At 48.0% G+C, this 26456-nt stretch carries 25 protein-coding genes; 12 read left to right on the top strand and 13 right to left on the bottom strand.

Annotated features, from left to right (window positions below; all coding sequences use genetic code 11):
* The first annotated feature begins 47 nt into the window (after positions 1-47).
* Positions 48-1604, top strand: coding sequence for a trimethylamine methyltransferase family protein (locus OCU49_RS05185; RefSeq protein ID WP_261843920.1), 1557 nt, complete (start codon positions 48-50; stop codon positions 1602-1604).
* A 192-nt stretch (positions 1605-1796) separates the two neighbouring features.
* Here OCU49_RS05185 and OCU49_RS05180 read toward each other — a convergent pair whose 3' ends face one another.
* Positions 1797-2726, bottom strand: coding sequence for an exopolyphosphatase (locus tag OCU49_RS05180; protein ID WP_261843919.1), 930 nt, complete (start codon positions 2724-2726; stop codon positions 1797-1799).
* 115 nt (positions 2727-2841) lie between these two features.
* Complete coding sequence (locus tag OCU49_RS05175; protein WP_261843918.1) at positions 2842-3345, bottom strand: tRNA-uridine aminocarboxypropyltransferase; 504 nt, start codon at positions 3343-3345, stop codon at positions 2842-2844.
* Between the two features lie 185 nt (positions 3346-3530).
* On the opposite strand from OCU49_RS05175, the gene OCU49_RS05170 reads away from it, so the two are divergent.
* Positions 3531-5147: an ABC-F family ATPase gene (locus OCU49_RS05170; RefSeq protein ID WP_261843917.1), complete on the top strand. Its 1617-nt coding sequence runs from the start codon at positions 3531-3533 to the stop codon at positions 5145-5147.
* 94 nt (positions 5148-5241) lie between these two features.
* On the opposite strand, the gene OCU49_RS05165 is transcribed toward OCU49_RS05170, so the two are convergent.
* Both OCU49_RS05165 and OCU49_RS05160 read right to left on the bottom strand, forming a co-directional pair.
* Positions 5242-6801: an alanine/glycine:cation symporter family protein gene (locus tag OCU49_RS05165; RefSeq protein WP_261843916.1), complete on the bottom strand. Its 1560-nt coding sequence runs from the start codon at positions 6799-6801 to the stop codon at positions 5242-5244.
* 9 nt (positions 6802-6810) lie between these two features.
* On the bottom strand, positions 6811-7248 hold the full coding sequence (locus tag OCU49_RS05160) for a universal stress protein (protein ID WP_261843915.1): 438 nt from the start codon (positions 7246-7248) through the stop codon (positions 6811-6813).
* Between the two features lie 411 nt (positions 7249-7659).
* Here OCU49_RS05160 and OCU49_RS05155 point away from each other — a divergent pair, with 411 nt between their 5' ends.
* Positions 7660-8079, top strand: coding sequence for an Lrp/AsnC family transcriptional regulator (locus OCU49_RS05155; RefSeq protein WP_261843914.1), 420 nt, complete (start codon positions 7660-7662; stop codon positions 8077-8079).
* A gap of 63 nt (positions 8080-8142) precedes the next feature.
* Here the strand turns inward: OCU49_RS05155 and OCU49_RS05150 are convergent, their stop codons facing one another.
* The 6 genes from OCU49_RS05150 to OCU49_RS05125 form a co-directional block, all read right to left on the bottom strand.
* Positions 8143-8409, bottom strand: coding sequence for a hypothetical protein (locus OCU49_RS05150; RefSeq protein WP_261843913.1), 267 nt, complete (start codon positions 8407-8409; stop codon positions 8143-8145).
* A 77-nt stretch (positions 8410-8486) separates the two neighbouring features.
* On the bottom strand, positions 8487-8831 hold the full coding sequence (locus tag OCU49_RS05145; protein WP_261843912.1) for a Fis family transcriptional regulator: 345 nt from the start codon (positions 8829-8831) through the stop codon (positions 8487-8489).
* A 41-nt stretch (positions 8832-8872) separates the two neighbouring features.
* Entirely contained in the window at positions 8873-9727 is an 855-nt protein-coding gene (locus tag OCU49_RS05140; protein WP_261843911.1) for a phytanoyl-CoA dioxygenase family protein, read from the bottom strand.
* 206 nt (positions 9728-9933) lie between these two features.
* Positions 9934-10398 carry a GNAT family N-acetyltransferase gene (locus tag OCU49_RS05135; protein ID WP_261843910.1) on the bottom strand — a complete coding sequence of 155 codons (465 nt, stop codon included), beginning with the start codon at positions 10396-10398 and terminating at the stop codon, positions 9934-9936.
* A complete protein-coding gene (locus OCU49_RS05130; RefSeq protein ID WP_261843909.1) occupies positions 10395-11120 on the bottom strand; it encodes a sulfite exporter TauE/SafE family protein in 726 nt (241 codons plus the stop codon). Before OCU49_RS05130 ends, OCU49_RS05135 begins: the two co-directional genes overlap by 4 nt.
* Positions 11121-11228: 108 nt before the next feature.
* The gene (locus tag OCU49_RS05125; RefSeq protein ID WP_261843908.1) at positions 11229-11456 is read right to left on the bottom strand and encodes a DUF2970 domain-containing protein; all 228 of its coding nucleotides are present in this window, start codon (positions 11454-11456) and stop codon (positions 11229-11231) included.
* A 182-nt stretch (positions 11457-11638) separates the two neighbouring features.
* Between OCU49_RS05125 and OCU49_RS05120 the strand changes: the two genes are divergently transcribed.
* The 9 genes from OCU49_RS05120 (at position 11639) to OCU49_RS05080 (ending at position 23172) form a co-directional block, all read left to right on the top strand.
* Positions 11639-12601, top strand: coding sequence for an NAD(P)/FAD-dependent oxidoreductase (locus tag OCU49_RS05120; protein ID WP_261843907.1), 963 nt, complete (start codon positions 11639-11641; stop codon positions 12599-12601).
* 42 nt (positions 12602-12643) lie between these two features.
* Entirely contained in the window at positions 12644-13654 is a 1011-nt protein-coding gene (locus tag OCU49_RS05115) for a YbgA family protein (protein WP_261843906.1), read from the top strand.
* 87 nt (positions 13655-13741) lie between these two features.
* Entirely contained in the window at positions 13742-15133 is a 1392-nt protein-coding gene (locus OCU49_RS05110; RefSeq protein ID WP_261843905.1) for a cryptochrome/photolyase family protein, read from the top strand.
* 210 nt (positions 15134-15343) lie between these two features.
* On the top strand, positions 15344-16822 hold the full coding sequence (gene pdxR / locus OCU49_RS05105; RefSeq protein ID WP_261843904.1) for a MocR-like pyridoxine biosynthesis transcription factor PdxR: 1479 nt from the start codon (positions 15344-15346) through the stop codon (positions 16820-16822).
* A 303-nt stretch (positions 16823-17125) separates the two neighbouring features.
* The gene (locus tag OCU49_RS05100; protein WP_261843903.1) at positions 17126-18244 is read left to right on the top strand and encodes an ABC transporter ATP-binding protein; all 1119 of its coding nucleotides are present in this window, start codon (positions 17126-17128) and stop codon (positions 18242-18244) included.
* A gap of 49 nt (positions 18245-18293) precedes the next feature.
* Positions 18294-19349: an ABC transporter substrate-binding protein gene (locus OCU49_RS05095; RefSeq protein ID WP_261843902.1), complete on the top strand. Its 1056-nt coding sequence runs from the start codon at positions 18294-18296 to the stop codon at positions 19347-19349.
* 71 nt (positions 19350-19420) lie between these two features.
* Complete coding sequence (locus tag OCU49_RS05090) at positions 19421-20719, top strand: ABC transporter permease (protein ID WP_261843901.1); 1299 nt, start codon at positions 19421-19423, stop codon at positions 20717-20719.
* Positions 20720-20725: 6 nt separating this feature from the next.
* Complete coding sequence (locus OCU49_RS05085; protein WP_261843900.1) at positions 20726-21577, top strand: ABC transporter permease; 852 nt, start codon at positions 20726-20728, stop codon at positions 21575-21577.
* 65 nt (positions 21578-21642) lie between these two features.
* Positions 21643-23172, top strand: a complete 1530-nt coding sequence (locus OCU49_RS05080) for an aldehyde dehydrogenase family protein (protein ID WP_261843899.1) — start codon at positions 21643-21645, stop codon at positions 23170-23172.
* 132 nt (positions 23173-23304) lie between these two features.
* On the opposite strand, the gene OCU49_RS05075 is transcribed toward OCU49_RS05080, so the two are convergent.
* From OCU49_RS05075 to OCU49_RS05065, 3 genes are all read right to left on the bottom strand, one after another.
* Positions 23305-24573 (bottom strand): HupE/UreJ family protein, encoded by a 1269-nt coding sequence (locus OCU49_RS05075; protein WP_261843898.1) that lies wholly within the window; start codon positions 24571-24573, stop codon positions 23305-23307.
* 92 nt (positions 24574-24665) lie between these two features.
* Positions 24666-25607, bottom strand: a complete 942-nt coding sequence (locus OCU49_RS05070; protein ID WP_261843897.1) for an MBL fold metallo-hydrolase — start codon at positions 25605-25607, stop codon at positions 24666-24668.
* 300 nt (positions 25608-25907) lie between these two features.
* Positions 25908-26249 carry a DUF6515 family protein gene (locus tag OCU49_RS05065; protein WP_261843896.1) on the bottom strand — a complete coding sequence of 114 codons (342 nt, stop codon included), beginning with the start codon at positions 26247-26249 and terminating at the stop codon, positions 25908-25910.
* Between the last annotated feature and the right edge of the window lie 207 nt (positions 26250-26456).

The raw sequence follows: 26456 nt of genomic DNA, 5'->3' as shown, positions 1-26456 counted from the left end.
CACAGCTCTGCTGTCCACATAACAAAAATTTTCGGAGTCAGCCCGCCATGTCTGTTGCAGAAAAACCTCGCCGCCGTCGCGGTAGCGCCCGTACCTCGTTACGAGAATTACGCACCCGATCCGTTGATACCATGTTGCCAGGTCTGACCCGTGGTCTGCCTCTGACCGAACCTATGGATGAAGACCAGATCAAACGTATTGATCATGAATCCATGCGCATTCTGGAAGAAGTCGGCGTTGTATTCCGTGACCCTATTGCCCTGCAACAATGGAAAGATGCTGGTGCCCACGTTGAAGGTGAACTGGTTAAGTTTGAACGTGGCATGATCAGAGAACTGATTTCGTCCATTCCATCCGAGATTACCTACCATGCCCGTAATCCGGAAAAGAACGTTGACCTTGGCGGCAATAAATCAATCTTTGTACCTATGACCGGCGCTCCCTTCTTACGGGATTTGGAAGATAAACGCCGCTGGCCAACACTTAATGATCTGGGCGACTTCCACAAACTGGCGCATATGCTGCCAGCACTGCACTCCACAGCACATCACATTGTTGAGCCAATGGACCACCCGGTATCGCACCGCCATCTGCGCATTACCTACTCTTCCATGAAGAACTCGGATAAAACCTTCATGGGTATGACCACTTCCGGTAAAAATGCTGAAGACGTCATGAGAATGTGTGCAATTCTGTTTGGCGAAGAATTCATGCAAACTCACCCCGTGACGACAGGTAACATCAACGGCAACTCGCCACTGGTATGGGATGAAACCATGCTGGGTGCGATGCGTGCTTTTGCTAAGTATAACCAGCCAGTACTTTGCTCCCCTTTCGTACTTGGCGGCGCTAACACGCCAGCTTCAACGGTTCCAACTGTTGTTCAGCTCAATGCTGAAGCTCTGTCAGGCCTTGCTTATACTCAGCTGGTACGTAAAGGCACACCGGCGATTTACGGACATTACCTATCAACCGTTTCTATGGCATCCGGCGCACCTATGGCCGGTACACCAGAAATCAGCCTGATGAACTTTATGATCGGTCAGATGGCCCGGCACTACGATGTGCCATGGCGTACATCTAACACTCTGGGCGGCGCAAAAACTTTTGACGCCCAGGCGGGTTACGAAAGTGCTATGACGATGAATGCCGTATTGATGTCCGGTGCCAACTATATCTGGCATTCAGCCGGCTGGAACGAAGCAGGTATGCACTGCTCTATGGCTAAATTTGTAGTAGACGCCGATGTCTGCGGCATGGGTTACCGGATGGCAGAAGGCCTGCGCTGGGATGACTTCGACGAAGCGCTGGCGGCTGTCCGTGATGTCGGACCGGCCGGTCACTACCTTGGCCATGCTCATACAATGGAGAACTTCGAGCGGGCTTTCTACATGCCTAAACTGTTCGACAATAATTCTTACGAGCAATGGGAAGCTGAAGGCGCTAAAAAGATCACCGAACGGGCTCTGAATTACGCGAAGAAACTACTAAGCGAATATCAGGAACCTAAAATGGATGAAGCGAAAAACGATGAACTAATGGACTTCATTGCCCGTCGTGAAACCGAAATTCCGGCGGTAGATGCACTTAACGAAACTCACTAAGCCTGCACTGATAAGCACTCGGAATACATCACTTATCCTGGCGTTTATCCATAAAGAGTGTTTATCAAAACATTTTATTGGAAGCTCTTACCAAGAGACTGACCAAAATCATGCCCTGTTTCATTAATGCCTACACAACAAAAAGCCCGGACAGTTTGCACTGTCCGGGCTTTGTATTATTCGCACTTATAATCAGCCGTCGGCATTAATCTGTGTAATTAACTCGCCCAGTACCTCTATCGCCTGATCATTGGCAACCTGACAGGTACCCGCAGCTTCATGACCACCACCGCCGTATTTAAGCATAAGGCTACCAACTACCGTCTGAGCACTGCGATCAAAAATCGACTTACCGGTCGCAAACACAGTGTTCTGCTGTTTCAGTCCCCAAAGGACATGAATCGACATATTACATTGCGGATACATCGCGTAAATCATAAAACGGTTACCCGCATAAATTGTTTCTTCATTACGCAGATCCAGCACCACCAGATTGCCATGCACTGTGGCACAACGTTCAATCTGATCTTTAAACTTATGTTGTTGTTCAAAGTACAGTTCAACCCGTTCCTGCACATCCGGCAACCGAATAATGTCTTCAATGCTGTGATGACGGCAGTAATCAATCAGATCCATCATCAGTGCATAATTTGAAATACGGAAATCACGGAAACGGCCTAACCCGGTACGGGCATCCATCAGGAAATTAAGCAGTTCCCAGTTCGCCGGTTCCAGCACTTCCTGCATATTAAAATCTGCAGAATCGCCTTTATCCACCGCTTGCATCATGTCATCCCAGGCACGCGGGAACGTATCGAAACCACCATAGTAATCAAACACAACCCGTGCAGCAGACGGCGCTTTCGGATCAATGATATGATTTTCACGTGCTTCATTACGCAGGGTTTCAGAAAAGTGATGGTCGAAGGCCAAATGAACCCCATCGACATAGGGTAAGTTCGTAGTGATATCCCGGTCGGTAGTATCTACGGTTCCATCCTGCATATCTTTCGGGTGAACAAACTTAATGTCATCAACCAGATTTATATGCTTCAACAATACAGCGCAGACCAAACCATCAAAATCACTGCGGGTAACGAGTCGATATTGGGTATCTTCCATCTGTAACATCCCTTACCAGGTCATAAAGTAATCATCCGAGTATATGAGAGTCCGTTTAAAGTACAATAATCCCTATACCCATCCCGTGGACTTATGTTCTATAAGTTGTTTGAAATCAACACTTGTTGCTCGCGATAAACTCATCCAAACGTATATTCAGCTTGCCTGCTTCACTTTCCCGACCCAACGCCTGCAATAAATGAGCAACGCATTCCGCGGTACATAAGCCTTCCTCTAACTGATTACGCCGCAAGTTATAACGGGACCCACTATTAACTTTTAACGCTATGCGTGGCAGGTTATGCAGGTACGGGCTTTTATTATAGATTTTACGGGCCTCCTGCCAGGTGCCGTCTAATACCACTAAGCCTTGTATACCAGCCTCACAGGGCTTTCCAGTTTCCAGACCAGCCAGCATTTCTGATAACTCAACACTGCCTTCTCCTGGGTACAGTAGGGCCAGCTGTCCCTGCTCCGTCAGATTTAAAAGTTCTTCATCCGGTTCGACTCTGGACCATTCCACCAACCGTGCAGCGGTTCCTAATACCTCCAGTACCAGCTTGCCGGTATTGGTTGGTTTTGGCAGTTCTCTTGGATGAGTAAGTAAATAGATTTTCACAATGTCTCTGTTAATAAGCAGGTAAATTTCAGACTCAGAATTATAGACGGGTTTTGTGTACAAATTTCACACAAATTCACTCGACCTCAGGCGGGCAAAACTCTATAGTGTCGGGCTTTTGCGGCCCAACGGGACTATTTCCGACTCGCGGCCAGAATCCACCGCTTTACAGCAGGACAATACTCTTGATCTCTACCGCCAACATCACCATGCAGTTTGGTGCCAAACCTCTTTTCGAAAATATCTCGGTCAAATTCGGTAACGGTAACCGTTACGGTCTGATCGGTGCCAACGGTTGCGGCAAATCAACCTTCATGAAGATCCTGGACGGTAGCCTGACGCCGACTTCCGGTAACGTCAGCATCTCACCAAACGAACGTTTAGGTAAGCTGCATCAGGACCAGTTCGCATTTGAAGAATACAGCGTTATCGATACGGTTATCATGGGCCACCAAGAACTGTGGGAAGTGAAACAAGAACGCGACCGTATTTATAACCTGCCAGAAATGTCTGAAGAAGACGGTATGAAAGTTGCTGAACTGGAAACCGTATTTGCAGAAATGGACGGCTACAGCGCTGAAAGCCGCGCCGGTGAAATATTGCTGGGTGCTGGTATTGAGTTAGGCTTACATTTCGGCCTGATGAGTGAAGTGGCCCCCGGTTGGAAGCTACGTGTGCTGCTTGCGCAGGCACTATTTTCTAATCCGGACATTCTGTTGCTGGACGAACCAACCAACAACCTGGATATCAACACTATCCGCTGGCTGGAAGGCGTATTGAACGAACGCAACAGCACCATGGTTATTATTTCTCACGACCGTCACTTCTTAAATGCGGTTTGTACTCATATGGCTGACATCGATTACGGTGAGCTGCGTGTTTATCCTGGCACCTATGATGACTTCATGTTCGCTTCTACTCAGATTCGTGAACGTCAGGTGGCTGATAACGCTAAGAAAAGCGCTCAAATGGCCGATCTGCGTCAATTTGTTAGCCGCTTCTCAGCTAACGCATCTAAAGCAAAACAAGCTACGTCCCGTGCTAAACAATTAGAAAAAATCAAATTGGATGAGATCAAACCGTCCAGTCGTTCTAACCCGTTCATTCGTTTCACTCAGGATAAGAAACTTCACCGTCAGGCAGTGGTTCTGGAAGATGTCGGCCATGGGTTTGATGGTAATGAGTTGTTTAAAGACGGCAACCTGATTCTGGAAGCAGGCACACGTTTGGCCATCATTGGTGAAAACGGAGTCGGTAAAACAACACTGCTACGCTGCCTGATGGATGAACTACAGGTTGAGAACGGTACGATTCAGTGGGCAGAAAGCGCTACCATCGGTTATTGTCCACAGGACACAAACGCTGAGTTCCAATCTGAATTGAGCTTATTTGAGTGGGTCAGCCAATGGCGTAAAGCTAACCATGATGATCAGATCGTTCGCTCAACTCTGGGCCGATTACTGTTCAGCGCTGATGATTTTGAAAAGAAAGCCCGGGTATGCTCCGGTGGTGAAAAGAACCGTCTGTTGTTCGGTAAGCTAATGATGGGCAACACCAACGTACTTATCATGGATGAGCCAACTAACCACCTGGATATGGAATCTATCGAGGCACTTAACCTGGCACTGGAAAACTACGAAGGCACACTGATTTTTGTCAGTCATGACCGTGAATTCGTATCTTCACTGGCAACTCAAATCATTGATATCCGTGATAACAAACTTTTCAGTTTCCAGGGTACTTACGAAGAATACCTTGCGCACATGGATGCTAAAGAAAAAGCGGCTAAATCAAAAAAGTAGACGTTCAGCTACAAACTGATCCGGCATTAAAAAAGGCCGCTAACGAAAGTTAGCGGCCTTTTTTGTATCTGCTGTGCAGATCTGTTGTCAGTGTTTACTTCGCTGCAATGTTTTTGAACTTCACAATCTCACCTGTGCCCAGACGGGACATATAAGAATTCAGTTCACGCTTGATGATAGGCAGCAGGCAGTAAAGACCAATAATATTCACAACCGCCATGGCGAAGATTGCCGCATCAGAGAAGTCGATAACCGGACCAAGATTCGCTGCAGCACCAATCACGATGAACACACAGAACATAACCTTATACGTCAGCTCTTTCGATTTACCTTCACCAAACAGGTAAGTCCAGGCTTTAAGTCCATAGTACGACCAGCTAATCATCGTTGAGAAAGCAAACAGAACGACCGCAACAGCCAATACATACGGGAACCAGCCAAACGCAGAACCAAATGCTGCTGACGTCAGCGCCACACCTGATGAACCGTCTGCAGTCAGGATACGACCGTTTTCACCAACCAGATAAAGACCAGTCGCCGGATCAGTCATCAGTTGACCGGTAATAATGATTACCAGTGCGGTCATGGTACAGATCAGTACGGTATCAATGAAAGGCTCTAATAAGGATACAAAGCCTTCTGTGATAGGTTCATTAGTCTTTACAGCAGAGTGTGCAATTGCTGCTGAACCAACCCCGGCTTCGTTTGAGAACGCAGCCCGTTTGAAGCCCTGAATCAGTGCACCAACAAAACCACCAGCTATACCTAGCCCGGTGAATGCACCCTCAAAGATCTGACCAAACGCCCAGCCAATCTTATCGGCATTCATAAGCAAAATAACCAACGCCGCAGCGACATACATCACACCCATAATTGGCACGACTTTTTCAGTCACTTTGGCAATAGATTTAATACCACCAACAATGACGGCAAAAACAATTGTCGCGAATATGATACCGGTAATCCATCCCGGGAAATCACCGACAATGCCACTGATCTGAGCATGCGCCTGATTCGCCTGGAACATATTACCGCCGCCCAGAGAGCCCAAAATACAGAAAATAGCGAACATCACTGCCAGGATCTTGCCGCCAGGCAGACCACGCTCCTTAAAACCCTTTGAAATGTAATACATCGGACCGCCGGAAACCGTACCATCGCTGTATTCATTTCGGTATTTCACACCTAACGTACACTCGGCAAACTTAGATGCCATCCCTAGTAAACCGGCGAGTATCATCCAGAAAGTTGCCCCCGCACCACCGATGCTGACGGCCACCGCCACACCCGCAATGTTACCCAGCCCTACAGTACCGGAAAGCGCTGTTGCCAACGCCTGGAAGTGACTTACCTCACCAGCATCACGAGGATCAGAGTAATCCCCTTTTACCAGTGCAATAGAATGCCCCACTGCACGGAACTGGATAAAGCCAAAATAGAGTGTAAATACGACGGCACCAACCACTAACCACAGAACGATCCATGGAAAACTGGTGCCCGGTAAAGGCGCAAAAATTAAACCGACAAACCAGCCAGTCGCCCGGGAAAAGACTTCGTTTACAGTTTGATCAATATTACTCGCCGCGGCCATATTACTTTGCAGTAAAAGTACCAGAGAGCTCAAAGCATAGAAGATTTTGTTTTTATTATTCATAACCTTGCCTCAGTTAACCACAGTCACAGGTACGCTTGCGTTCATCACCAGATTAGCCGTCACGCTACCAAACAGGCGCGATGTAATACCCCCTTTGGATGAACGTGCAACAACGATCTGGTCGGCCTTTTCTTCTACCGCAACCAGATTCAGCAATTCAGCCGCGTCGCCGTGCATTACCCGGCCGTTGGCGGTAAAACCATCGGCATGTAAAACACTCACAGCAGGATCAATTACCCGCGAAGTCGCCACGGCAATTTCCTGCTCGCGGCGTTTGTGACGGGTGGCATTTTCTTCAGGCGTCTGGAAGCTGTAAGGCGTCCATTCGATGACGTAGACAAGTTCTAACGTGCAGTCGGGAATAAGGGATGCGAGCCTTTTTGCGTGTGCCAGCGCCCGGGAACCGGATTCGCTGCCATCAAGACCAACAATTAGTGTATTAGACATGTATGCACCTTTATTGTTTTTTTATGGATGCATCGTACTGAGCAGCTCAGAACCTGCTGCCTGACAAATATCAGTGGATCAGATACGACCTTTAAATCATCCCCTGACAAACAAGTGTTTTACAGCACGATTCGTCGTATTCAAAAACCGAAACGATCTTTTTGGCAGTCGAATCGACTTCACTGTTCATAAATCCGGAATAACAGCAGAAGCGGCCACACTTCGCCAAAAGACAAGAATAATTACCCTACATTTCTCCTTTTCGGAGAATAAAAATTCACCAATTCACCAGTAAAGCCGGCTATTTAGCAAGGTTTACCAAATTTCGTGAATTAACATGCCCACCGACCATGTATGTTTTTTAATATGTTAAAGTTTCAGGGAACAATCTTAATCCCGAGTAGTAGTGACATGGATAAGTTTGATCAACTGATCATCCAACATCTGAGTGAAGACGCCCGTCAGTCAAATGCTGAAGTAGCTCGCAAAATTGGTCTATCCAGAACAGCGGTCGCCGGCCGGCTTAAACGTCTTGAAGACAAAGGTATTGTCAGTGGTTACAAAGTAGAACTACGCAATCCCAGAAAAAGTGTCGCTGCCTATTTTCAGATGAACTTTACCCACCTCGATTACGACAGCCTGCTTCCTCTCATCAACCAGATCGAAGAAATAAAAGACTGCCGCTCTATCACCGGCGATATTGATCTGATTATCTATGCGGAAGCAGACACAATGGAAGCATTAGACACTGTCAGAATTCGCCTGAGCGAGCTCCCCAAAATGTCTTATATAGTGACCCATCCGGTACTCAAAGATTTAGTCACAAGTTAGCAATGTAATTCAGCAAGATACTACCGCACAGCACTGTTTCGGCTACGCAGCGTAGTTTGGATATTATTGAAAGTCCGACACAAACTTGTGCACAGGAATTAAAATGTCTTTACCGGTTTTCTTATACATTTTATAAGCGGCTGTAATTCTGTGACCACCGTCTTCCAGCATATAGGTTTTACCACACCCGCAGTTCAGTAAACGGATTGGCTGGCTAACCGGGTCGCCGTTTTTCAAAGACTTAAACACATCTTTCAGACGCGCATCATCTCCACGTACCCAGGTAATCGGTAACTCAACAAGTTCACTGACAGGCACTCTGGTACACATTTGCCGTATCCTCAGGTTCTCAGGTGAACCAACAGTGTAAGCGATCACCAGTGCTTCACGCAAAAACGGCAGAAGCCTTAACTACCCAAACGTCTTTCCCAATTTCCCTGATGTGATACTTCGCAAGCTTCTTCACTGTCGAAAACTATCTGCTGCTCTGGCTTATCCAAACGGATATCGATATCCACCAGCGCTTCAACAATCAGATTCCGTAAACTACTGTCTTCATGATTAAGCTGGATCCGGTCGAGATCTGACTGATCCGTAAATACGCAGGTAACTATTAATGATGCCGGAAAATGCTGATAATTAACCCGGTGAGTCAGCCACTGAAATCCAAAGATATGCTCCAAAGCCGTTTCACAGACATTGGTCAGGGTTTTACAAATCTGGTTATCTAACTTTTTATCGGATTTACGCATCGTCACAATCTAATCAGAAAAAGAACGCAGTTTACCCCAGCTCAGTCATCCACACTAAGAGGTTGACGATTTTCGACATGTCGAAACCAACGATACATCGGACCGGTTCCAGCATTATCCACATTCGGAGCCACCCGCCCTGCTGATAAGTCACTTTGATGAATCGTCCGCATTTCTACACTGTAACGAATCGCATCAGTGGTATTTGGTACACTGGCATGTAAGTGAGCACTGGCAAACGCAAGTACATCCCCTGGCTGAATAACCACTTTAAGAACCCCGGACTCATCCACAGATTCAGCCGGAGAAGGCGCCGATGGATATGCAACTCCACGCTCTGGCTGTGTATCTTTGCGGGTCGCCAGATACTCTGTAAAGCTCCAGCTGTTAGTATTATTTGCCAGCGGCTTATCCCAGTAATCCGGATAAAATGCGATTGTGCGCTCGGCTTCAAGGCTAAATATAGGCGCCCACCAATTTTGCTGGCTCTGGATATTACTGCCCCAAGTATCCCGGTGATGGCCTATCGCTGCACGGTGTGCGCCACGATGAGTTGTATCAAAAGGTACTACTCTGAGCGGGAAATGATCGTAGTAACAGTGATCAGTAGTGACCCCGCATTCACGCAGCACATCGAAAAAAATCAGCTTAGCCTCTTCACTGGTACGAAAACGTGTCTGTACAGTTCCGACGTTCTCAAGAAACAGTTCCCGCTCCAGATAATTCTGCACGGTTACCGGATCAAGATCAGCTAAGGTTTCTGCCAGTAACCCACGGGTATAGGTAATCATCCGCTGCATCGCCGGGCGCTGACGGAACACTAATAAGTTACCGGCGAATAAAAGCTCTGCCCGTTCGGCATCGCTGATGGCATGATCTAACTGAATAATTTCCATACACGAAATCCTGCAGCCAATGTGAAAACGCTATATAAACAGCTCATTCTTATAACATTCTGTAACAAACATCATATTCACTCTGGCCGCAGCTTAGCTCAGCGTAGAAGGCCAGCTCAAGAGAACAGATGTGGAAATTTTGATAGAGACAGCAACCAATGTCGTAAATGAACAAAAGCTCTGTGCTGGACTGATCAGGGAGCTGCTTAAGGAGAATTCAACAGCATCTCTATGTGCGGAATACCATCTTCATCATATGGCTCTGAAACCGTTTTAAATCCAAATCCGACATAAAACTTCTGCAAATAAAGCTGTGCTGAAATCCGTACAGACTGCCCTGGATATAATAAAGACACTTCATCCAGAGCCCGGAGAAGTAATTGTTTCCCTAAGCCTGTGCCACGGGCAGATTCAGCCGTCAGAATCCGACCCAGTGCGACTTCAGCATATGCAAGTCCCGGCGGGACAACTCTCAGATAGCCCTGTAAGTTGCCATCCTGCCAGCCACTAAGGTGAAAACATTGCTGATCTTTATGATCGATATCGGCATACAAACACCTCTGTTCCAGCACAAACACCTGCTGGCGTAAGGCCAGTATTTCATAAACGTCAGCAGCGCTTAACTGAGCAAACGTTTGCCAGTGCCATTCTGTTTTACATGCGTTGGTCATAATGCCATTAACCCTTTACCCAGAACCATAACCGCAGATATAGCAGAAATAATCAGCAAAGCGGGACGCGCAGATTGCTGTTTCAGCTTGCCGCCAAGGTAACGGGATAACAGCCAACCAATAAACATGCCGGGTAATAGCTTAAGGCTCAGAATCATATGCTCATCAGTGACTGTGCCTTCCATAAATAACAACACCAGCGACAAGGGTGAACCGATCAGAAAAAACGCAGCTAATTCATTACGGGCAGTTATCCGGGTTTCATTCTGATACACCAAAGCGATAGGTGGTCCGCCTACCGAAGTTGCAGTACCTACGATGCCCGATAAAAAGCCGCCAATACTCAGGTTCAAAGGCGTTGCAGTAATATTAAAGCGCTGACAACTGACATACACAGCAATCAGTAAACTGCTGCCAAACACAATGGCCAGAATATGTGGAGGCATTGCCAGCAATAATAAAACCCCAAGATAAGAACCGGGGATACGCGCTAGAATGGCTGGCATTACCCGCCGCCAGTGCAACTCATGCCGCTGTGAAGACACCACTAGAATCGACAGCATGAAACCGCCAAAGATAACCGGTACCGGCACATAAGCAGGGTCAATAAGAAATAACAATGGAGCCGCCAGCAAGCCGAAGCCAATACCAACCATGCCTTGCAGCGTACTGCCAACAACAGCAATGGCCAGCGCCAGTAAATCAATCAGGGTAAAGGTCACAGAACAGCCTGTTCAGAAAAGAAGTCATTTAAGCCGCTATTATTTCACAGCTGAGCAGCACGCGATAACAACGCTGCGCAGAAATCTAAAAAGTCACCTGAAATAAACCTAACCAGTACCGGATACAAGTAATACGAGCTTGACCAATGCGTATACCAACAGCACAAAAATTAACGCTGCCAGTAAACCAATGATAATAAAGTGATGAGGTTTTCCCTGGTTAAAATCCCGTTCGCGATTACGGTTACTCTGCACTCCAAAAAATGCCGCCATCACGCTCTTAAACACTTCCCAGAACGAAATATCCTGAGGATTTGGCTGTTCTTTTTGCATCATCTGTTCCCTGCTATGAGCCCTCAAAAAGTATAGCTGCTCTGAGATAAACAACCTTATCTATCAATCAGCCATTAGATTTTCTCAAGCTCAACTCTTTGATCTTACAAAGCAACTTATGCGTACAAGAGCTAAGATAATGAGAACACACAATAAAAATGTGGTTTATAAAAGGGGCTGGAATCATGTCTGACTCATACGACTTCGCAATTATAGGAGCAGGCCTGGCAGGCAGTTTCTGCACAGATAAACTGCAAAACAGTTATTCAAAGCTCTGTGTGCTGGAAAAAAGTCGTGGTACCGGCGGGCGTCTCAGCAGCCGTCGCTTTCAAAGCCTGAGTTATGATCTTGGCTCCCCCTGCCTGCACATTGATCCGGAACAGTTCCGTGATGAGCTCATGGAATGGCAACACGCCGGAGTATTGAAGCGCTGGCCCGAAGCAGATCATGAACCTTACCTTGCGTATGTTGGCCGTCCCCGTATGAGCAGCCTGACGCGACATTTAATTGGCGATACAGAAATGCATACCCTGACGCGGGTTGAACGACTGGAATACCTTGGTGACAGCTGGCAGCTAAAGGACGCCAACGAACAAACCATCTGTTATAGCAAAGGTTTGATTATCTGCGCACCGGCACGTCAGACCTGCGCTTTACTGGCTGGTACACCCTGCTCAACTGACTGGCTGATCCGTAGCCATACCTCAAGCCAGACCAGCAGGGCTCAGTGGTGTATGGCAATAGAAGTTAACCGTGACCTGCCTGCTCCAACCTATATAGCACCGGATAACAGCATCATTACCCGCATCATAAATGACAGCCATAAACCTGGCCGGGAAAATAATTTTAATCTTTGGATGATCCAAGCAGACAGTGAATGGAGTATACAGTACGCAGACTCTCATCATGCTCAGGTACAAAAGGAGCTGGAGCAGGAGTTTTGCCGCATCATGCAACTCGCGCAGGAAGATGTAACCAGTCAATCGCCACATCGCTGGAATCTTGCAAGACATGAGCGTACCCCGGGGGCTATTGCACTCTGGGACAGCGAACTGAAACTGGGTATAGCAGCAGACTGGCTTGGAGAAGCGAATATAAACAGTGCTCTACTCAGCGCCAGAACCTTGTGTGAACTGATACGCGGCTGACGCACCTCAACAACATGCATCAGCTGGCAACTGGAGAACATCATGACTGATAAAAGCCAACTGATAGCAACAAAACAGATCGACACCCCAACAAAACAGACTGACAGCAATATTCTTGTCGGTATAAGCGCCTGCCTGCTGGGCGAAGAAGTACGCTTCAATGGTGGTCACAGTCGCTCAAAGTATTGTTGTGGACCACTTCAGGACTATTTTCGCTTTGAAAAGTTTTGTCCTGAAGTTGCTGCTGGATTCGGTATTCCCCGGGCGACTCTGCGCCTGATTGGCGACCCTCACAATCCCCGTATGGTATACACCCGTCAGCAGGATAACGACGTCACTGAACAGTTTCATGCCGGTTATCAGGCCCGAGTCGAAAAACTCGGTCATCTGGATGGGTATATTCTGGCGAAAAACTCACCCAGCTGTGGCATGGAAAGAGTCAAGGTATATCAGCCCAACAGTCACCCACATGATATAAAATCCGCAGGCCTGTTCGCCAAAGCACTGATGCAACGTTATCCGCACCTGCCTGTTGAGGAAGATGGTCGTCTTAATGATGCGCATCTGCGGGAAAATTTCGTACAAAGAGTCTTCGCACACAACACCTTCCGTACACTGGTGATGGCAGAGCCATCCATCAAGAACTTGCTGGCGTTTCACAGCCAGTATAAATACACATTAATGGCCCACTCACAGACCGAATATAAAAACCTGGGACAGTTACTGGGACAGGCACATCAGGATTACCCGATCAACGAACTCTGTGACCTGTACCTACAGCGTTTTATGCAGGCAATTAGCAAACCTGCCAGCCGGGGCAATCATTACAACGTGATGCTACATTTGTTTGGTTATCTGAAGCCTTATCTTGAAGTAGACGTAAAACAAGACATTCTTGGCACCTTCGAAAACTACTTAAAGGGCTACGTAAACCTGGCGACAGCACTTACCCTGCTACATCATTACTTACGTATGTTCGGTAATCACTATGTGCAGACACAACGATACCTGAGCCCTTATCCAAAGGCACTTGGCTTACGTAATCAGGTATAACACACCATAGAGGTCTGTGTGTATCACCATCACACAGACACTTATCAACAGACTAACTATCGCTGCAATAGGCAAAGAGAGAGCTACATGACGCAACTGGTTTGGCTACGCAACGATTTACGTATGACTGATCATCCTGCCTTTGAGCAGGCTCTCAGTCTACACAGCACAGACAGTCCGGTTGCAGCAGTACACATCGCCACCCCAAAGCAATGGCAACAACATAACGAATCACCCGCTAAACTAGGTCTTAGAGCGGCATTGTTGCAACAGTTACAACAACAGCTTGCTGCCCGGGGCATCGAACTCTATTTGCTTGAAGCAGACTGGTTTTCAGAATGTGCTGAGCACCTTGCCGAACTTTGTGCTGAATTACATTGCAGCAACATACACTGGATAACAGAAACCCCATGGAACGAATGCCAGCGCGACTTACAAACTGAATCACATCTCAGAAGCAAAGGCATTCAATGCCACATCCAAGCTGTAGATCAGTTAGTCAGCGAACCAGTTCTCAATCAGCAAGGGCTGCCATACAAAGTATTCACACCTTTTTATAGACGCTGGTTACAACTGATGCAAAATACCGACCAGACAGTCCACTGTTCTTTACCTGAAACAACAATTCAGACCTCACAGCTTATGCCGCTACCAGACTGGGCAAGCGATTTCCGGGATGACTTATGGCCTGCAGATACCAAGAGTATTCATCATCGGTTACAACATTTTTGCCAGTTAAAACTTGCCAGTTACGGCGGCCACCGGGATATTCCTTCTGAACCGGCTACCAGTCAGATCTCTCCCTATCTGGCGCTTGGGGCAATAGGTCCTCGGGAGCTTCTAAGTGCCATGCGTAATTCAAAGTGGGGTGCCGATTACTGGATGGAGTCAGACTGGCTAAGGGAACTCGCCTGGCGGGATTTTTACCGACAACTGCTGTCTCATTTTCCGCTGCTGAATAAGCATCAGCCATTCAAAACGGAAACCCTGAATTTACAGTGGCATAACACCCCTTCCCACTGGCGGGCATGGTGCAACGGACAAACCGGTTTCCCTATCATTGATGCCGCAATGCGTCAGTTACTGCAAACTGGCTGGATGCATAATCGCTTACGGATGCTAACAGCTAGTTTTCTCACCAAACTGCTGTTTCAGGACTGGCGTAAAGGCGAAGTCTTTTTCATGCAACATCTGATTGACGGCGACTTTGCTGCCAATAACGGTGGCTGGCAGTGGAGCGCATCAACCGGCTGTGACGCAGCCCCTTATTTTCGCGTCTTTAATCCGATTCGTCAGTCTGAAAAATTTGATTCCGAAGGCCGATTTATTCGCCGTTTTTTACCTGAACTGGCATCACTTGATGACAGAAGCATTCACTTCCCAAGTGGCGAACAGCGCCGAAAATGCAGCTATCCTGACGCCATCATTGATTACTCTTCATCACGACAACATGCTATTGATCAGTTCAGGAATCTTTAATACATATCAGATGTAACTTGCTTACTTTACTGAACATTGTGCCGACATAGATAAAACACCGAATATTCCCTCTTAAGTCTAAGCACCCTGCTATGCTGCTTATCTGAGTAATGTTTTTACGGAAACCAAGTTGCAACAAAACTGACATTTATGCTTATTTGTTCGGCTTAAATAATTGCAGTTTCACACGGATCAGGAAGCATCATATCTATGCTGAACCACTTGTTTCACTTATCGCCGGATAGCGATGCCAGCTTGCAGCAACAGATCCGGGAACAAATCAGCACCGCCATTATGGACGGTCATATTCCCTGCAATGTACCGCTTCCATCCACCCGCAAGCTGGCAGAAATGCTCCACGTTTCACGTAATACAGTGATACTGGCATATGAACACCTGATTGATGATGGCTACCTGATTTCCCGGGAACGGGCAGGGTTTTACGTCAACGAAGAAATTCTCCGTGCCAGCGTTGATGGTAACAATAGTCAGGAAAAAGATAGCTCAGACATTCAGGGCGACGCACCTCAGTGGCAAAACTTTCTTAAATTCCGCCCCACTGAACATAAACTCAATAAGGTAAACCGCTGGCAGGATTATCCCTATCCGTTTATTTACGGCCAGCTGGACCCGAAGATGTTTCCTACTAACCATTGGCGGGAGTGCTGCCGTGAATCAGTCTCGGTACAAGCCATCAGCGACTGGTCAGGTGACCGTTACGATGAAGATGATCCCTTACTGATAGAACAAATCCACTCCCGGTTATTACCGCGCCGGGGCGTCTGGGCGGACCCGGAAGAAATTCTAATTACCGTCGGTGCCCAGCATGCGCTGTATATGATTCTGCGTCTGTTACTCAACCGTGATGCCTGCTTTGGTCTTGAGGAACCTGGTTATCCTGACCTAACTAAAATGGCGGCCAGTACCGAAGCCCGTATAAAACCACTTGCGGTAGACGGCGACGGCCTGATCGTTGGTGAACAACTCAGCGACTGCAATTTGCTCTTCACCACACCCAGTCATCAGTTTCCCACCACTGTTACAATGCCGCTGGAACGCCGCCGTCAGTTGCTGGAACAAGCTTCCCGGGATAATTTCCTGATTATTGAGGATGATTACGAATGCGAAGTTACCTTTGCGGATACCCCCACACCGGCACTGAAAAGTCTGGATAAAAATGATCGGGTCATTTATCTGGGCAGCCTGTCAAAAACGCTGTCACCAGGCCTGCGGGTTGGCTACATCGTTGGCCCTAAGGAACTGATCCGGGAAGTACGTGAATTCCGCCGTATGATGCTGCGGCATCCGCCGATGAACAACCAGCGCTCTATCGGTTTATTTTTGGCCCGTGGATATCATGACTCTCTGGTTCGAAATCTGATTCAGGCTTATGAAGCCCGTTGGCAGGCGGTCGGAGACGCCTTGCAGGACTGTTTGCCTGAGTCTGCCATACCACCCGTATTTGGCGGCTCGGCTTACTGGGTCAAAGGCCCGGAGCATCTGGACGCCCGGGAATTGAAACGTCTGGCTCTGCAAAAGGGCGTAGTGCTCGAATCCGGCGATATTTATTACTATGACGAAAACCCACCCCTGAATAACTTCAGACTTGGTTACTCATCCATTGCCACCGAGCGTATTCGCCCGGGTATCGACCGGCTGGCAGCCATTATCCATCAGCTTTGTGACTAAAGGCTTTTAAGCCGCTATTTCTCCTCTGCAGTACCAGCAAGCAATTTGCTGGTACTAACATCTGCCTCCAACAGCTATTTCCCGCCTTCAGAGCCTCATATTAATTTAATTCAGAATCGCTACAGCCCTTGCTAATCGTGATCTACAGCCTGGAACTACATATCGGTTCAGCGTTGGGTCTATAGCCCGAAAAGCCCTCTCTCCTATAGTAAATCCTGCCTGATTAGGCACAGAAACAAGGCTGTTTCAAAGTAAAACAGCACGTTAAACGGCACCGTGACCATAATAAAAAGAGTAATCACCATGTCTGTTACAACCGCCACACACACACAGTCCGACGACCAGTACGTTCGCTTCGTTAACGTCAAAAAGAGTTACGATCAGCAAAACCTGGTTGTAAAGAATTTCAATCTGGACATCAAAAAGGGTGAATTTGTCACTCTGCTTGGGCCATCCGGATCCGGTAAAACCACCTGCCTGATGATGCTGGCAGGATTCGAAGATGTTACCAGCGGCGACATTCTCATCGACGGTAATCCGGTCAACGATATAGCACCCTACCACCGTAATATCGGAATGGTATTCCAAACCTACGCACTGTTTCCGCACATGACGATCAGCGAGAATCTGGCTTACCCACTGAAGGTTCGCAAGATAACCGCAAGTGAAGTTGACCGGCGTGTAAAAGAAGCGCTGGCATTAGTAGAGCTGGCTGACTTCGGCAAGCGCTACCCGGGACAGTTATCCGGTGGTCAGAAACAGCGGGTCGCACTGGCACGTTCACTGATATTTGAGCCAAGCATTGTCCTGATGGATGAACCGCTGGGAGCGTTAGATAAAAACCTTCGTGAACAGATGCAGTTTGAAATTAAACGTCTTCACGAAGACCTTGGTTTTACCGCTATCTACGTGACTCATGATCAGACCGAAGCCCTGACAATGTCAGACCGCATTGCGGTATTCGATGACGGTATCGTCAAGCAATGCGCCGCGCCGGATGTGCTTTACGAGCAGCCCAGCTGCGCCTTTGTTGCCGACTTCATCGGTGAAAACAACCACATTCCGGGTACGGTTACCCGGGTTGATACCGGTGAAGCAGAAATACGTCTCGCCGACGGCACACTGACCACAACGCAAAATCCTAACTGCCCAAATGTTGGTGAAGATTGCGTGGTTACTATCCGTCCGGAAAACCTGTTCATCGCCAAAGAAGGTCAGTTACTGGCTAACAGTGTCGAAGCCAACTTCATAACCCGCCTGTATGTCGGCGATTCCATTCGCTACTTCTTCCGACTCAGTGACGGCTCCGAAATCATGGTGAAAACCCTGAATGACCAGGACGCACCCCATATTGCAGCCGGCAGTACTGTGCAGCTCACCTGGGCAGGTAATGGTGGCCTGGCACTGGCCCGCGCCAGTTAACGTTTTCAAACACAGCAATATCCGTAAACACGTAAGAGGAAAAATAAAAATGAAACATCTCAAGCGATTCGGCGCTGCTCTGGCGCTTTGTACGGCAATGTCACCGGCGCTGGCCGAGCAGTTTACTGCCGTCTCCTTCGGCGGCGCATATGGCGAGGCTCAGCAAAAGCACATGCTGGATCCATTCATGGAAAAAACCGGCCATAAGATCCTGTTTGAAAACTACTCCGGTGGTATCGCCGAGCTTAAAGCTCAGGTAGAGAGTGGCAATATTCTCTGGGACGTCGTTGATGTCGAGGTAATTGACCTTGAACGTGCCTGCTCAGAAGGCCTGTTAGAAGTATTCCCACATGACACACTTCCGGCAGGTGATGACGGCGTTGCTGCCAAAGACGACTTTATTCCACAGGCACTGGCTAACGAATGTGGCGTCGGCAACATCATCTGGACTGTCCTCTATGCCTACAATGGAGACACAATCAAAGGCGGTAATCCTAACTCTATCGGTGATTTCTTCAACACCCAGAAATTCCCGGGTAAACGCGCCCTGCGTAAGCGCCCACAGGTAAATATGGAATGGGCACTGATTGCCGACGGCGTACCTAAAGATGAAGTCTACGACTTGCTGTCTACTGACGAAGGCCAGGCCCGTGCATTCGCCAAACTGGATACCATCAAAAACGATCTGGTGTGGTTCGACAGCTGGTCTCAGGTGCCTCAGCTACTGAATGATGGCGGTGCTGTCATGGCGCAATCAGCTAATGGCCGGATCTTCGACGCAATTCAGAAAGACAACAAGCCATTCGAAATGGTTTGGGATGCGCACATCTATGATCTTGACGTATGGGCTGTTGTACGTGGCTCAAAAAAGAAAGCCGTTGCTGAAGAATTTATTCGTTTCGCCACCAGCTCTAAGCCAGAAAGTGGCATGCAGGACGTCGCTTACGGTCCTACCCGTCAGTCTTCATACGCCTACATGGACGAAGCAATTTTGCCTAAGCTGCCATCCGCTCATCTGGATGAAGGCCTGAAAGCATCTGGTGAGTTCTGGGCTGACTACGGTGAGTCTCTGGGTGAAAAGTTCAACGAATGGCTGCTGAACTAAGCCAATAGCTGTATTCGTGACGCCAGGGCACTCTGTCGAGTGCCCTTATAAAAATAAGAAAGGGTAGTTCCATGTCTCAAGCTGAATTAACCGCCGCGCCCACCGCCGCTTCGTTTAATGAAGACAGTGAGGTACATTCCGGTCTGACACCGGAAGAAATGCGCCAGAGTAAGCGCAACCAGCGACGTCGTAAACTGATTGCCACAGCGTTCGTTATACCACTGATCTTCTTTGTTCTGATCGCCTTTATCGCACCTATCGGCACGATGCTGTATCGCAGCGTTTATCATCCGACGGTTGCCCAGCTGATCCCAGAAACCCTGCAGGCACTGCAGTCCTGGGATGAAGCCAGTGACAACATTCCGGATGCAGCTACCATTAGCTTGTTCGCAAAAGAATTACATTACCTGGCTAAAGAACGTCGCTCTGGCAAATTAGCAGAAGAAATTAACCGCGGAATGCCCGGTAGCTCAAGCGTTATTAAATCCAGCGCACGCAAACTGAAAAAGCTTGATGAAGCGACGTTGGCGAATGAAGGTGCCGAACGTCTGCTGGCAGCGAAAAAACAATGGCAGGAAGTAAAAATCTGGCGGACGATGAAGTCTTCTGGCGAAATATTTACCGACAGTTTCTACCTGACAGCTACAGACCTGACCCGTAATGAGCAGGGCGAAATCGTTGCCCGCGATACCAACATTTACATCAAACTGTTTGCTAAAAGCCTGAAAATCGCATTGCTGATTACATTTTTAACCGCTGTTATCGGTTTTCCGCTGGCCTATTACCTGGCGACAGCACCGGCGAAAGTAGCTAACACGCTGATGGTATTCGTACTGCTGCCGTTCTGGACGTCATTACTGGTACGAACCACTGCCTGGATCGCCATCCTGCAAACTAACGGTGTCATCAACGACTTCTTAATAACACTGCATATCATTAATGAACCTATAGAGATGCTCTATACCCAGTTCTCAACGGTTATCGCGATGACCCATATTCTGTTGCCTTTCATGATTCTGCCGCTTTACAGCGTAATGAAAGGTATCGACCCAAGTTACTTCCGTGCAGCACTGTCACTGGGGGCTAAACCTCTGTCTGCGTTCAGCCGGATTTATTTCCCTATGACCTTACCAGGCCTGAGTGCCGGTGCTTTGCTAGTGTTTATTATTTCCATCGGTTACTACATCACACCGGCTCTGGTAGGCGGTACCGACGGACAAATGATCAGTAATATTATTGCGTTCCATATGCAGTCATCGAACAACTGGGAGCTAGCCGCAGCACTGGGCTCTATCCTGCTGATTCTGATCACATTGCTGTACTGGATCTATGACCGTTTAGTCGGCGTTAGTAACATCAAACTGGGGTAACTGACGATGCAATTTCCTAAGTATTTTAATTTTTGGCACAAGTTAGGCATGCACAGCCTGCGGTTAACCGCCTGGGCAGTTCTGGCTTTTCTGATGTTACCGATACTGGTGATCATACCGCTGTCGTTCAACGTTGAGCCTTACTTCAGCTTTACTGAAGGCATGCTGGCATTTGACCCTGACGCTTACTCGCTCAAGTGGTATGCGGAAATTATCAATGACGACAAGTGGATTCTGGCGATTAAGAACAGCTTTCTGATTGGTGCAGCTGCCACTGTTATCGCCACTGTACTGGGCACACTGGCAGCGATTGGTCTGTCCAGAGCAGATATGCCATTACAGCGGATGATCATGGCAATACTGCTTTCACCAATGATAGTGCCACTGATCATTACAGCAGCGGGTATGTATTTCTTTTATACCCAGTTAGGACTGGCGGGTACTTATATGGGTGTAATTATTGCTCACGCGGCTTTAGGTACACCATTCGTCATCATAACCGTCAATGCAGCCCTGAGCGGTTTCGACTACTCGCTGGTAAGGGCATCCCTTGGAATGGGAGCGTCGCCAAGCTATACCTTTTTTAAAGTAATAATGCCGCTGATTCGTCCTGGCGTGATCTCCGGCTCACTGTTTGCCTTCATTACCTCTTTCGATGAAGTGGTAGTGATCCTGTTCCTTGCCGGCCCCGAACAGCGCACGATACCGCGCCAGATGTTCTCCGGTCTGCGGGAGCAAATTAACCCGACCATTCTGGCGGTCGCCGTATTACTGGTAGTCGTATCAGCCTTGCTGCTACTCACCATTGAATACTTGCGGGCCCGTGGTGAACGGATCCGTACCGGCCAGGTTTCTTAATTCACTTTTCTGTCCGGCATGCTTCGGTCCGGACAGAGTTTTTCAGACATGTAGGAAATACAGCAATGAGCAGTCAATACATCAAAATCAAAAACCACATCAACGGTGAGTGGCTGGATGAAAGCAACGGACAATATGAACCGTTAAAGAACCCTTCTACCGGTGCGGTCATCGGTGAAGTGCCGCTGTCTTCAGCAGAAACCTCTCGTCAGGCAGTAGCAGCGGCGGCAGAAGCGTACCCTGAATGGAGCGCTATGCCATTACCTAAGCGTATGGATTACATCTTCAAAATGCATCGCGCCATGGTAGACAACCATGAGATGCTGGCTGAAGCTATCGCTGTCGATCAGGCTAAACACATTGCTGAAGCCCGCGGCGAAGTCGGCCGTGTTATTGAAATCCTGCAGATGGCCTGCAGCATCCCATCCCTGATGCAGGGCGAAACGATTCAGGGCATCGCCAACAACATTAATGGCCGGGTCATCAAGGCACCACTGGGTGTCTTCTGTGGCGTTGCGCCATTCAACTTCCCGGCACTGGTATTCGGCTGGTTCATTCCTTTCGCAATTGGTTCTGGCAATACCTTCGTGTACAAGCCATCAACAGAATCACCGCTGTTCATGCAGCGCATGATGGACCTGATTATTGAAACAGGCCTGCCAAAAGGCGTCGTAAACATTGTTCACGGTGACCGTGAAACCGTAGAAGCATGGTACGACGATAAGAATGTCGCCGGCATCTGTCTGGTAGGTTCAACACCAACAGCTAAATCTATCGCTGCCGGTGCTGGTAAGCACGGTAAGAAGACCATGCTGTTAGGCGGTGCGAAAAACTTCCTGTTAGCGATGGAAGATGCGCCGATGGATCTGCTAATCGAAAACGTCCTGATGTCCGGTTACGGTTCTGCAGGCCAGCGTTGCCTGGCTGTTTCCAACATTGCGGTCGTTGATGAGATCTATGACGAATTCATCGAGCGTCTGTTAGAAGCATCTAAAAACCTAACCGTCGGTGACGCGATGGACCCTGATGTGTTCATGGGTCCGGTTATTTCCGCCAAGGCAAAAGAACGTATCCATCATTATATCGATCTGGGTATCGAAGCTGGCGCTAAACTGGCACTGGATGGACGTAACCCTGAGTTACCTGAAGCAAACCGCGACGGTTATTTCGTCGGACCAACGGTATTCACCGATGTTACCCCATGCATGCCAATCGCCACAGATGAAATCTTCGGCCCGGTACTGAGCATCATGAAAGTCGGCTGCATTAACGGCGGTCTGCGGATGATCCGCAATCACGAAATGGGCAACGGTGCCTGCATCTTCACTCAGAACAGTTACTACACTGAGAAATTCATCAACGAAGCCGATGTCGGCATGATCGGTGTAAACGTCGGTGTATGTGCGCCACATCCTTATCTGCCATTCGGCGGTATCAAAGGCTCTCTGGTTGGTAATAACAAAGTTCAGGGTAAAGACGCTATCGATTTCTTCACTCAGAATAAGACTGCGACTATCCGTACTGTCGATCCTAAGGCAGGTAAACCTGCTGCAGCTAAAACAGACTCTAGCGTGCGCAGCTGCGTAGCCGGTTAATCTCTTATCTGTAATAAAAAAACCACCTGTTTAGCAGGTGGTTTTTTTGTATCTATGGCTAGTCGTTTAAAGCGCTTCCCCTAAGCATTTCCCTTAACTTTAGTCTTAGCCTTAACCTTTAGATTGCCTTCTTTAAATCAGAGTATCTGCCAGTTGCATCAACCTTTCGCCAGTCCATAAACCGGCAATGGCAATACAGGGAAGTGCTATAGCCCAGGTCATACGGGTATTCAGCTGTGGCTGATAGCGACGTATATACCAAACCAGTGGCCAGATTAGCAGCACTATCGCCAACTGTCCGGCTTCCACACCCAGGTTGAAAGCGAGCAAGCTCTGCCACAGATTCGGTGAATCAATTTGCAGAATCTCCCGTAACAGGAAAGAAAACCCTAAGCCATGTAACAGACCAATCGCTGCCGTCATCAGAAATGAACCCTTTCTGTTATCAGGTCGTAACGCGATTACCGCAGCAAAAATAATAGAAAAAGCGATACCTGTTTCCACACTGGGAATAAACCAGGCAGCTACCGGTACCCAGCCCAGAAACCCGATAATCAGCGTAACACTGTGCCCCAGAGTAAAACCGGTAACGCGCCACAGCAGATTAGCCGTACCCGCCGCGCCTATGATCAGGCACACCACAAACAGAATATGATCGTAACCTGCCATGATGTGCTCAGCCCCTTCAACCAGAAAAGTCCATGCGGCAGAAAAAGCAGAGCGGTTTACCACTACCGGCTTTTCTAATAAGCCTGTGGCGCGGAAGATCTGTGTCCCACCCGGAAAATAATCCAAAATCAGATTTGCAGTTTCCTGTTGGTTCTCCAGGCCGGGGTTCAGATTACTTGAGAACTGATAGTCGTAAAGGGTATTACCAGTAGGGTAAAACAACTGTACATCAGTGACTGTGTCTCCTACATAGACTTCTGATTCAGAAACCAGCTGCTGCGACATACTAAAAGCCTGTTGAGCTTCTTCCAGACTGGCAAAAGGTAATTGTTGTTTTTGGGTATAAACCCGCACGGCCTCAACCTCTGGTTTTAACACCCCATCAGGGCCAGTCAGTTGATGCCCAGTTGCGACGAGATCACCTAAGCCATTCGGATCAGTAGCTAACTGCGCATAATCAACATAATGAAACAACTCGCCATTTACTACCCTGTTATAACTGTAAGGGGCAGCTTCCGGTAAGCCATCTGAACCGGTCTTACCAAGTTTATCTGCCAACAAGTAAGGGGTCGGCAGACGCAGGTATACACGCACCCCATCACTGGTATGTTCAACATGAACAACCCGGATATTAATATTCAGCTGAAAGTGAGCACTGGCCTGCTGCCAGGGCAGCATAAGCAATAACAGACAGACCAGCGGAATGTGTTTAAAAAGGCTTATTATTTTCATAGTTTTCCGCCACGAAAGCACCGGCAGCTTAACTGCCGGTGAAGGTGAGAATTATCAGCAAACAGCACACGCCCATTTAAAAAATGGCGAGACTAATTGCCAGATTCCGCAGTTACCATATTATTGGAACCAAAGTAATAAACATGACCTTTCTTCCCTTCCAGATCAGCCTTACTTAAGTTAAAACTCGGCGCATCAACATTGGTGAATGGATGCTTCTTCACCCAGTCATCAGCCGGTTGCAGAGTAGAGGTATAAAAAGTGGTTTCAGGCACTAAATAGTGATGTGGAATCGCTGCTTTCGCACCGGTTTTCTCTACCACTGTGTTAGCCTGTGCATAATCAAGAATATGCTCAGAACCATCGACTGGAACGAAGACCACATCTACTTCACCGATCTTATCCCAGACCTCCTGTGGCGGCTCCGGGCGGTTGTCTCCCCACATGAGGAAACTCATACCACCAGTCTCAATTACGAACATGGTATTATCCATATGCCGCGCATTAGTCGGCGCACAGATCTCCTCACGTCCTTCAAACTGCTTCACAGCTTCAGTCCATGCCACGCTTCCCGGCGCGACACACTGGTGTTTATCAGCAATACCACGAATAGTGATATCCCCCAGCGTGAATGTACCGGCCATCCGGTCTAACAGCATGTTGGCATCAATTTTATCCAACGCGTCATGATCGAAATGAGCATGAGTCGAGGCACCGATATCCACATTTTCCTTAGGAAAATCCATTCGATACCAGAGTCCCCAGGCACCTGATGGATCATTACGCCACGGATCGATCATTACACTGATGCCTTTTGGCGACGTAATTTTGAACGCAGAGTTAGCGTAGTAGGCGATTTCTACCTGACCGGAATCTTGCTGGACACCGCCTTCATTCTGCACCTGAATAATGCGGTTATGATTATTCCCTGACATCCAGGATGTCAGACCTGAACCGCTTGCAGACGTTGCCATCCCGAGAAAAACCCCCAGGGTAGCAACGCAACTGGTGGAAGCGATTTGCCATTTCTTCATTGTAAACCTCCGAATTATTTTTATTGAGGCTGCCGGTACGGGACCACAAAACCAGCGACTAATCACCATGACAAAAGTACTGCCAGACTAATGCTGGCACACGGTTTTACACCGACAACAAAATAAGACTGCTAATAACAAGCAGTCCGTTATCAACAATAATAAAGAAGGCTGAAACACAGCAATGGGGGGAAAATAACAGAAGAATAAGGGGGCTCCCCCCTATTTTTATCACCAGAAAAAGTAAAAGCCGCAACTTTCGTCGCAGCTTTTTCTGGAATTATTAATATCGCGCTTAACTTACATGTGTACCACCTGATAACGATTTTTCGTCGGTACCCAGTGATAGTAAACATTGTTGTAACGGTAATAAGGCTTACCTTTGTGTTTAATCAGCACAGCATTTTTCGGCACCCGCGTTAACGTTGCACCAGCAGGCTTGATTACCTTCACATACGTATTATTCCGCTGACGATAATAAACATCATCCTTCAGCCAATATTTGATTCCGGATACAACCACAGCAACTGAACCTGCTGGTAAATGTTTCACACCATGATGGCTACTTGCCGGATGTGCGGCGGCCTGCATGGCCGATAAAGTTAAAACGCCTGTCAGTGATGCTACCAGTAACGCTTTCATAATCTGTTCCTCCTGTTGAAACCACAGCCTCTACATCTGTTCGCCCGGCCACTTTCCCCATTTAGCAGCGCGTCCCACATAATTACCGCCAACTTATTCGTTAAGCGGTAATCTCTTCCCGAGAACAGATAAAGGAAACTGCAAACAAGCCTGAAGGGTCTGCTACAACAGCAGAAGGGGGGGAACCAGACCTGCTTGCAGTGATGT

The organism is Aliamphritea ceti (assembly GCF_024347215.1).
Taxonomy (GTDB): Bacteria; Pseudomonadota; Gammaproteobacteria; order Pseudomonadales; family Balneatricaceae; genus Amphritea; species Amphritea ceti.
The sequence above is the reverse complement of the archived record's forward strand: the minus strand, read 5'-3'. Positions and strand labels throughout refer to the sequence as shown.

What these genes read in the sequence shown, in the direction of transcription:
- OCU49_RS05185 (WP_261843920.1), top strand. Translation starts at nt 48, where the DNA reads ATGTCTGTTGCAGAAAAACCTCGCCGCCGTCGCGGTAGCGCCCGTACC.
- OCU49_RS05180 (WP_261843919.1), bottom strand. Translation starts at nt 2,726, where the DNA reads ATGGAAGATACCCAATATCGACTCGTTACCCGCAGTGATTTTGATGGT.
- OCU49_RS05165 (WP_261843916.1), bottom strand. Translation starts at nt 6,801, where the DNA reads ATGAATAATAAAAACAAAATCTTCTATGCTTTGAGCTCTCTGGTACTT.
- OCU49_RS05160 (WP_261843915.1), bottom strand. Translation starts at nt 7,248, where the DNA reads ATGTCTAATACACTAATTGTTGGTCTTGATGGCAGCGAATCCGGTTCC.
- OCU49_RS05155 (WP_261843914.1), top strand. Translation starts at nt 7,660, where the DNA reads ATGGATAAGTTTGATCAACTGATCATCCAACATCTGAGTGAAGACGCC.
- OCU49_RS05150 (WP_261843913.1), bottom strand. Translation starts at nt 8,409, where the DNA reads ATGTGTACCAGAGTGCCTGTCAGTGAACTTGTTGAGTTACCGATTACC.
- OCU49_RS05145 (WP_261843912.1), bottom strand. Translation starts at nt 8,831, where the DNA reads ATGCGTAAATCCGATAAAAAGTTAGATAACCAGATTTGTAAAACCCTG.
- OCU49_RS05140 (WP_261843911.1), bottom strand. Translation starts at nt 9,727, where the DNA reads ATGGAAATTATTCAGTTAGATCATGCCATCAGCGATGCCGAACGGGCA.
- OCU49_RS05135 (WP_261843910.1), bottom strand. Translation starts at nt 10,398, where the DNA reads ATGACCAACGCATGTAAAACAGAATGGCACTGGCAAACGTTTGCTCAG.
- OCU49_RS05125 (WP_261843908.1), bottom strand. Translation starts at nt 11,456, where the DNA reads ATGATGCAAAAAGAACAGCCAAATCCTCAGGATATTTCGTTCTGGGAA.
- OCU49_RS05120 (WP_261843907.1), top strand. Translation starts at nt 11,639, where the DNA reads ATGTCTGACTCATACGACTTCGCAATTATAGGAGCAGGCCTGGCAGGC.
- OCU49_RS05115 (WP_261843906.1), top strand. Translation starts at nt 12,644, where the DNA reads ATGACTGATAAAAGCCAACTGATAGCAACAAAACAGATCGACACCCCA.
- OCU49_RS05110 (WP_261843905.1), top strand. Translation starts at nt 13,742, where the DNA reads ATGACGCAACTGGTTTGGCTACGCAACGATTTACGTATGACTGATCAT.
- pdxR (WP_261843904.1), top strand. Translation starts at nt 15,344, where the DNA reads ATGCTGAACCACTTGTTTCACTTATCGCCGGATAGCGATGCCAGCTTG.
- OCU49_RS05100 (WP_261843903.1), top strand. Translation starts at nt 17,126, where the DNA reads ATGTCTGTTACAACCGCCACACACACACAGTCCGACGACCAGTACGTT.
- OCU49_RS05095 (WP_261843902.1), top strand. Translation starts at nt 18,294, where the DNA reads ATGAAACATCTCAAGCGATTCGGCGCTGCTCTGGCGCTTTGTACGGCA.
- OCU49_RS05090 (WP_261843901.1), top strand. Translation starts at nt 19,421, where the DNA reads ATGTCTCAAGCTGAATTAACCGCCGCGCCCACCGCCGCTTCGTTTAAT.
- OCU49_RS05085 (WP_261843900.1), top strand. Translation starts at nt 20,726, where the DNA reads ATGCAATTTCCTAAGTATTTTAATTTTTGGCACAAGTTAGGCATGCAC.
- OCU49_RS05080 (WP_261843899.1), top strand. Translation starts at nt 21,643, where the DNA reads ATGAGCAGTCAATACATCAAAATCAAAAACCACATCAACGGTGAGTGG.
- OCU49_RS05075 (WP_261843898.1), bottom strand. Translation starts at nt 24,573, where the DNA reads ATGAAAATAATAAGCCTTTTTAAACACATTCCGCTGGTCTGTCTGTTA.
- OCU49_RS05070 (WP_261843897.1), bottom strand. Translation starts at nt 25,607, where the DNA reads ATGAAGAAATGGCAAATCGCTTCCACCAGTTGCGTTGCTACCCTGGGG.
- OCU49_RS05065 (WP_261843896.1), bottom strand. Translation starts at nt 26,249, where the DNA reads ATGAAAGCGTTACTGGTAGCATCACTGACAGGCGTTTTAACTTTATCG.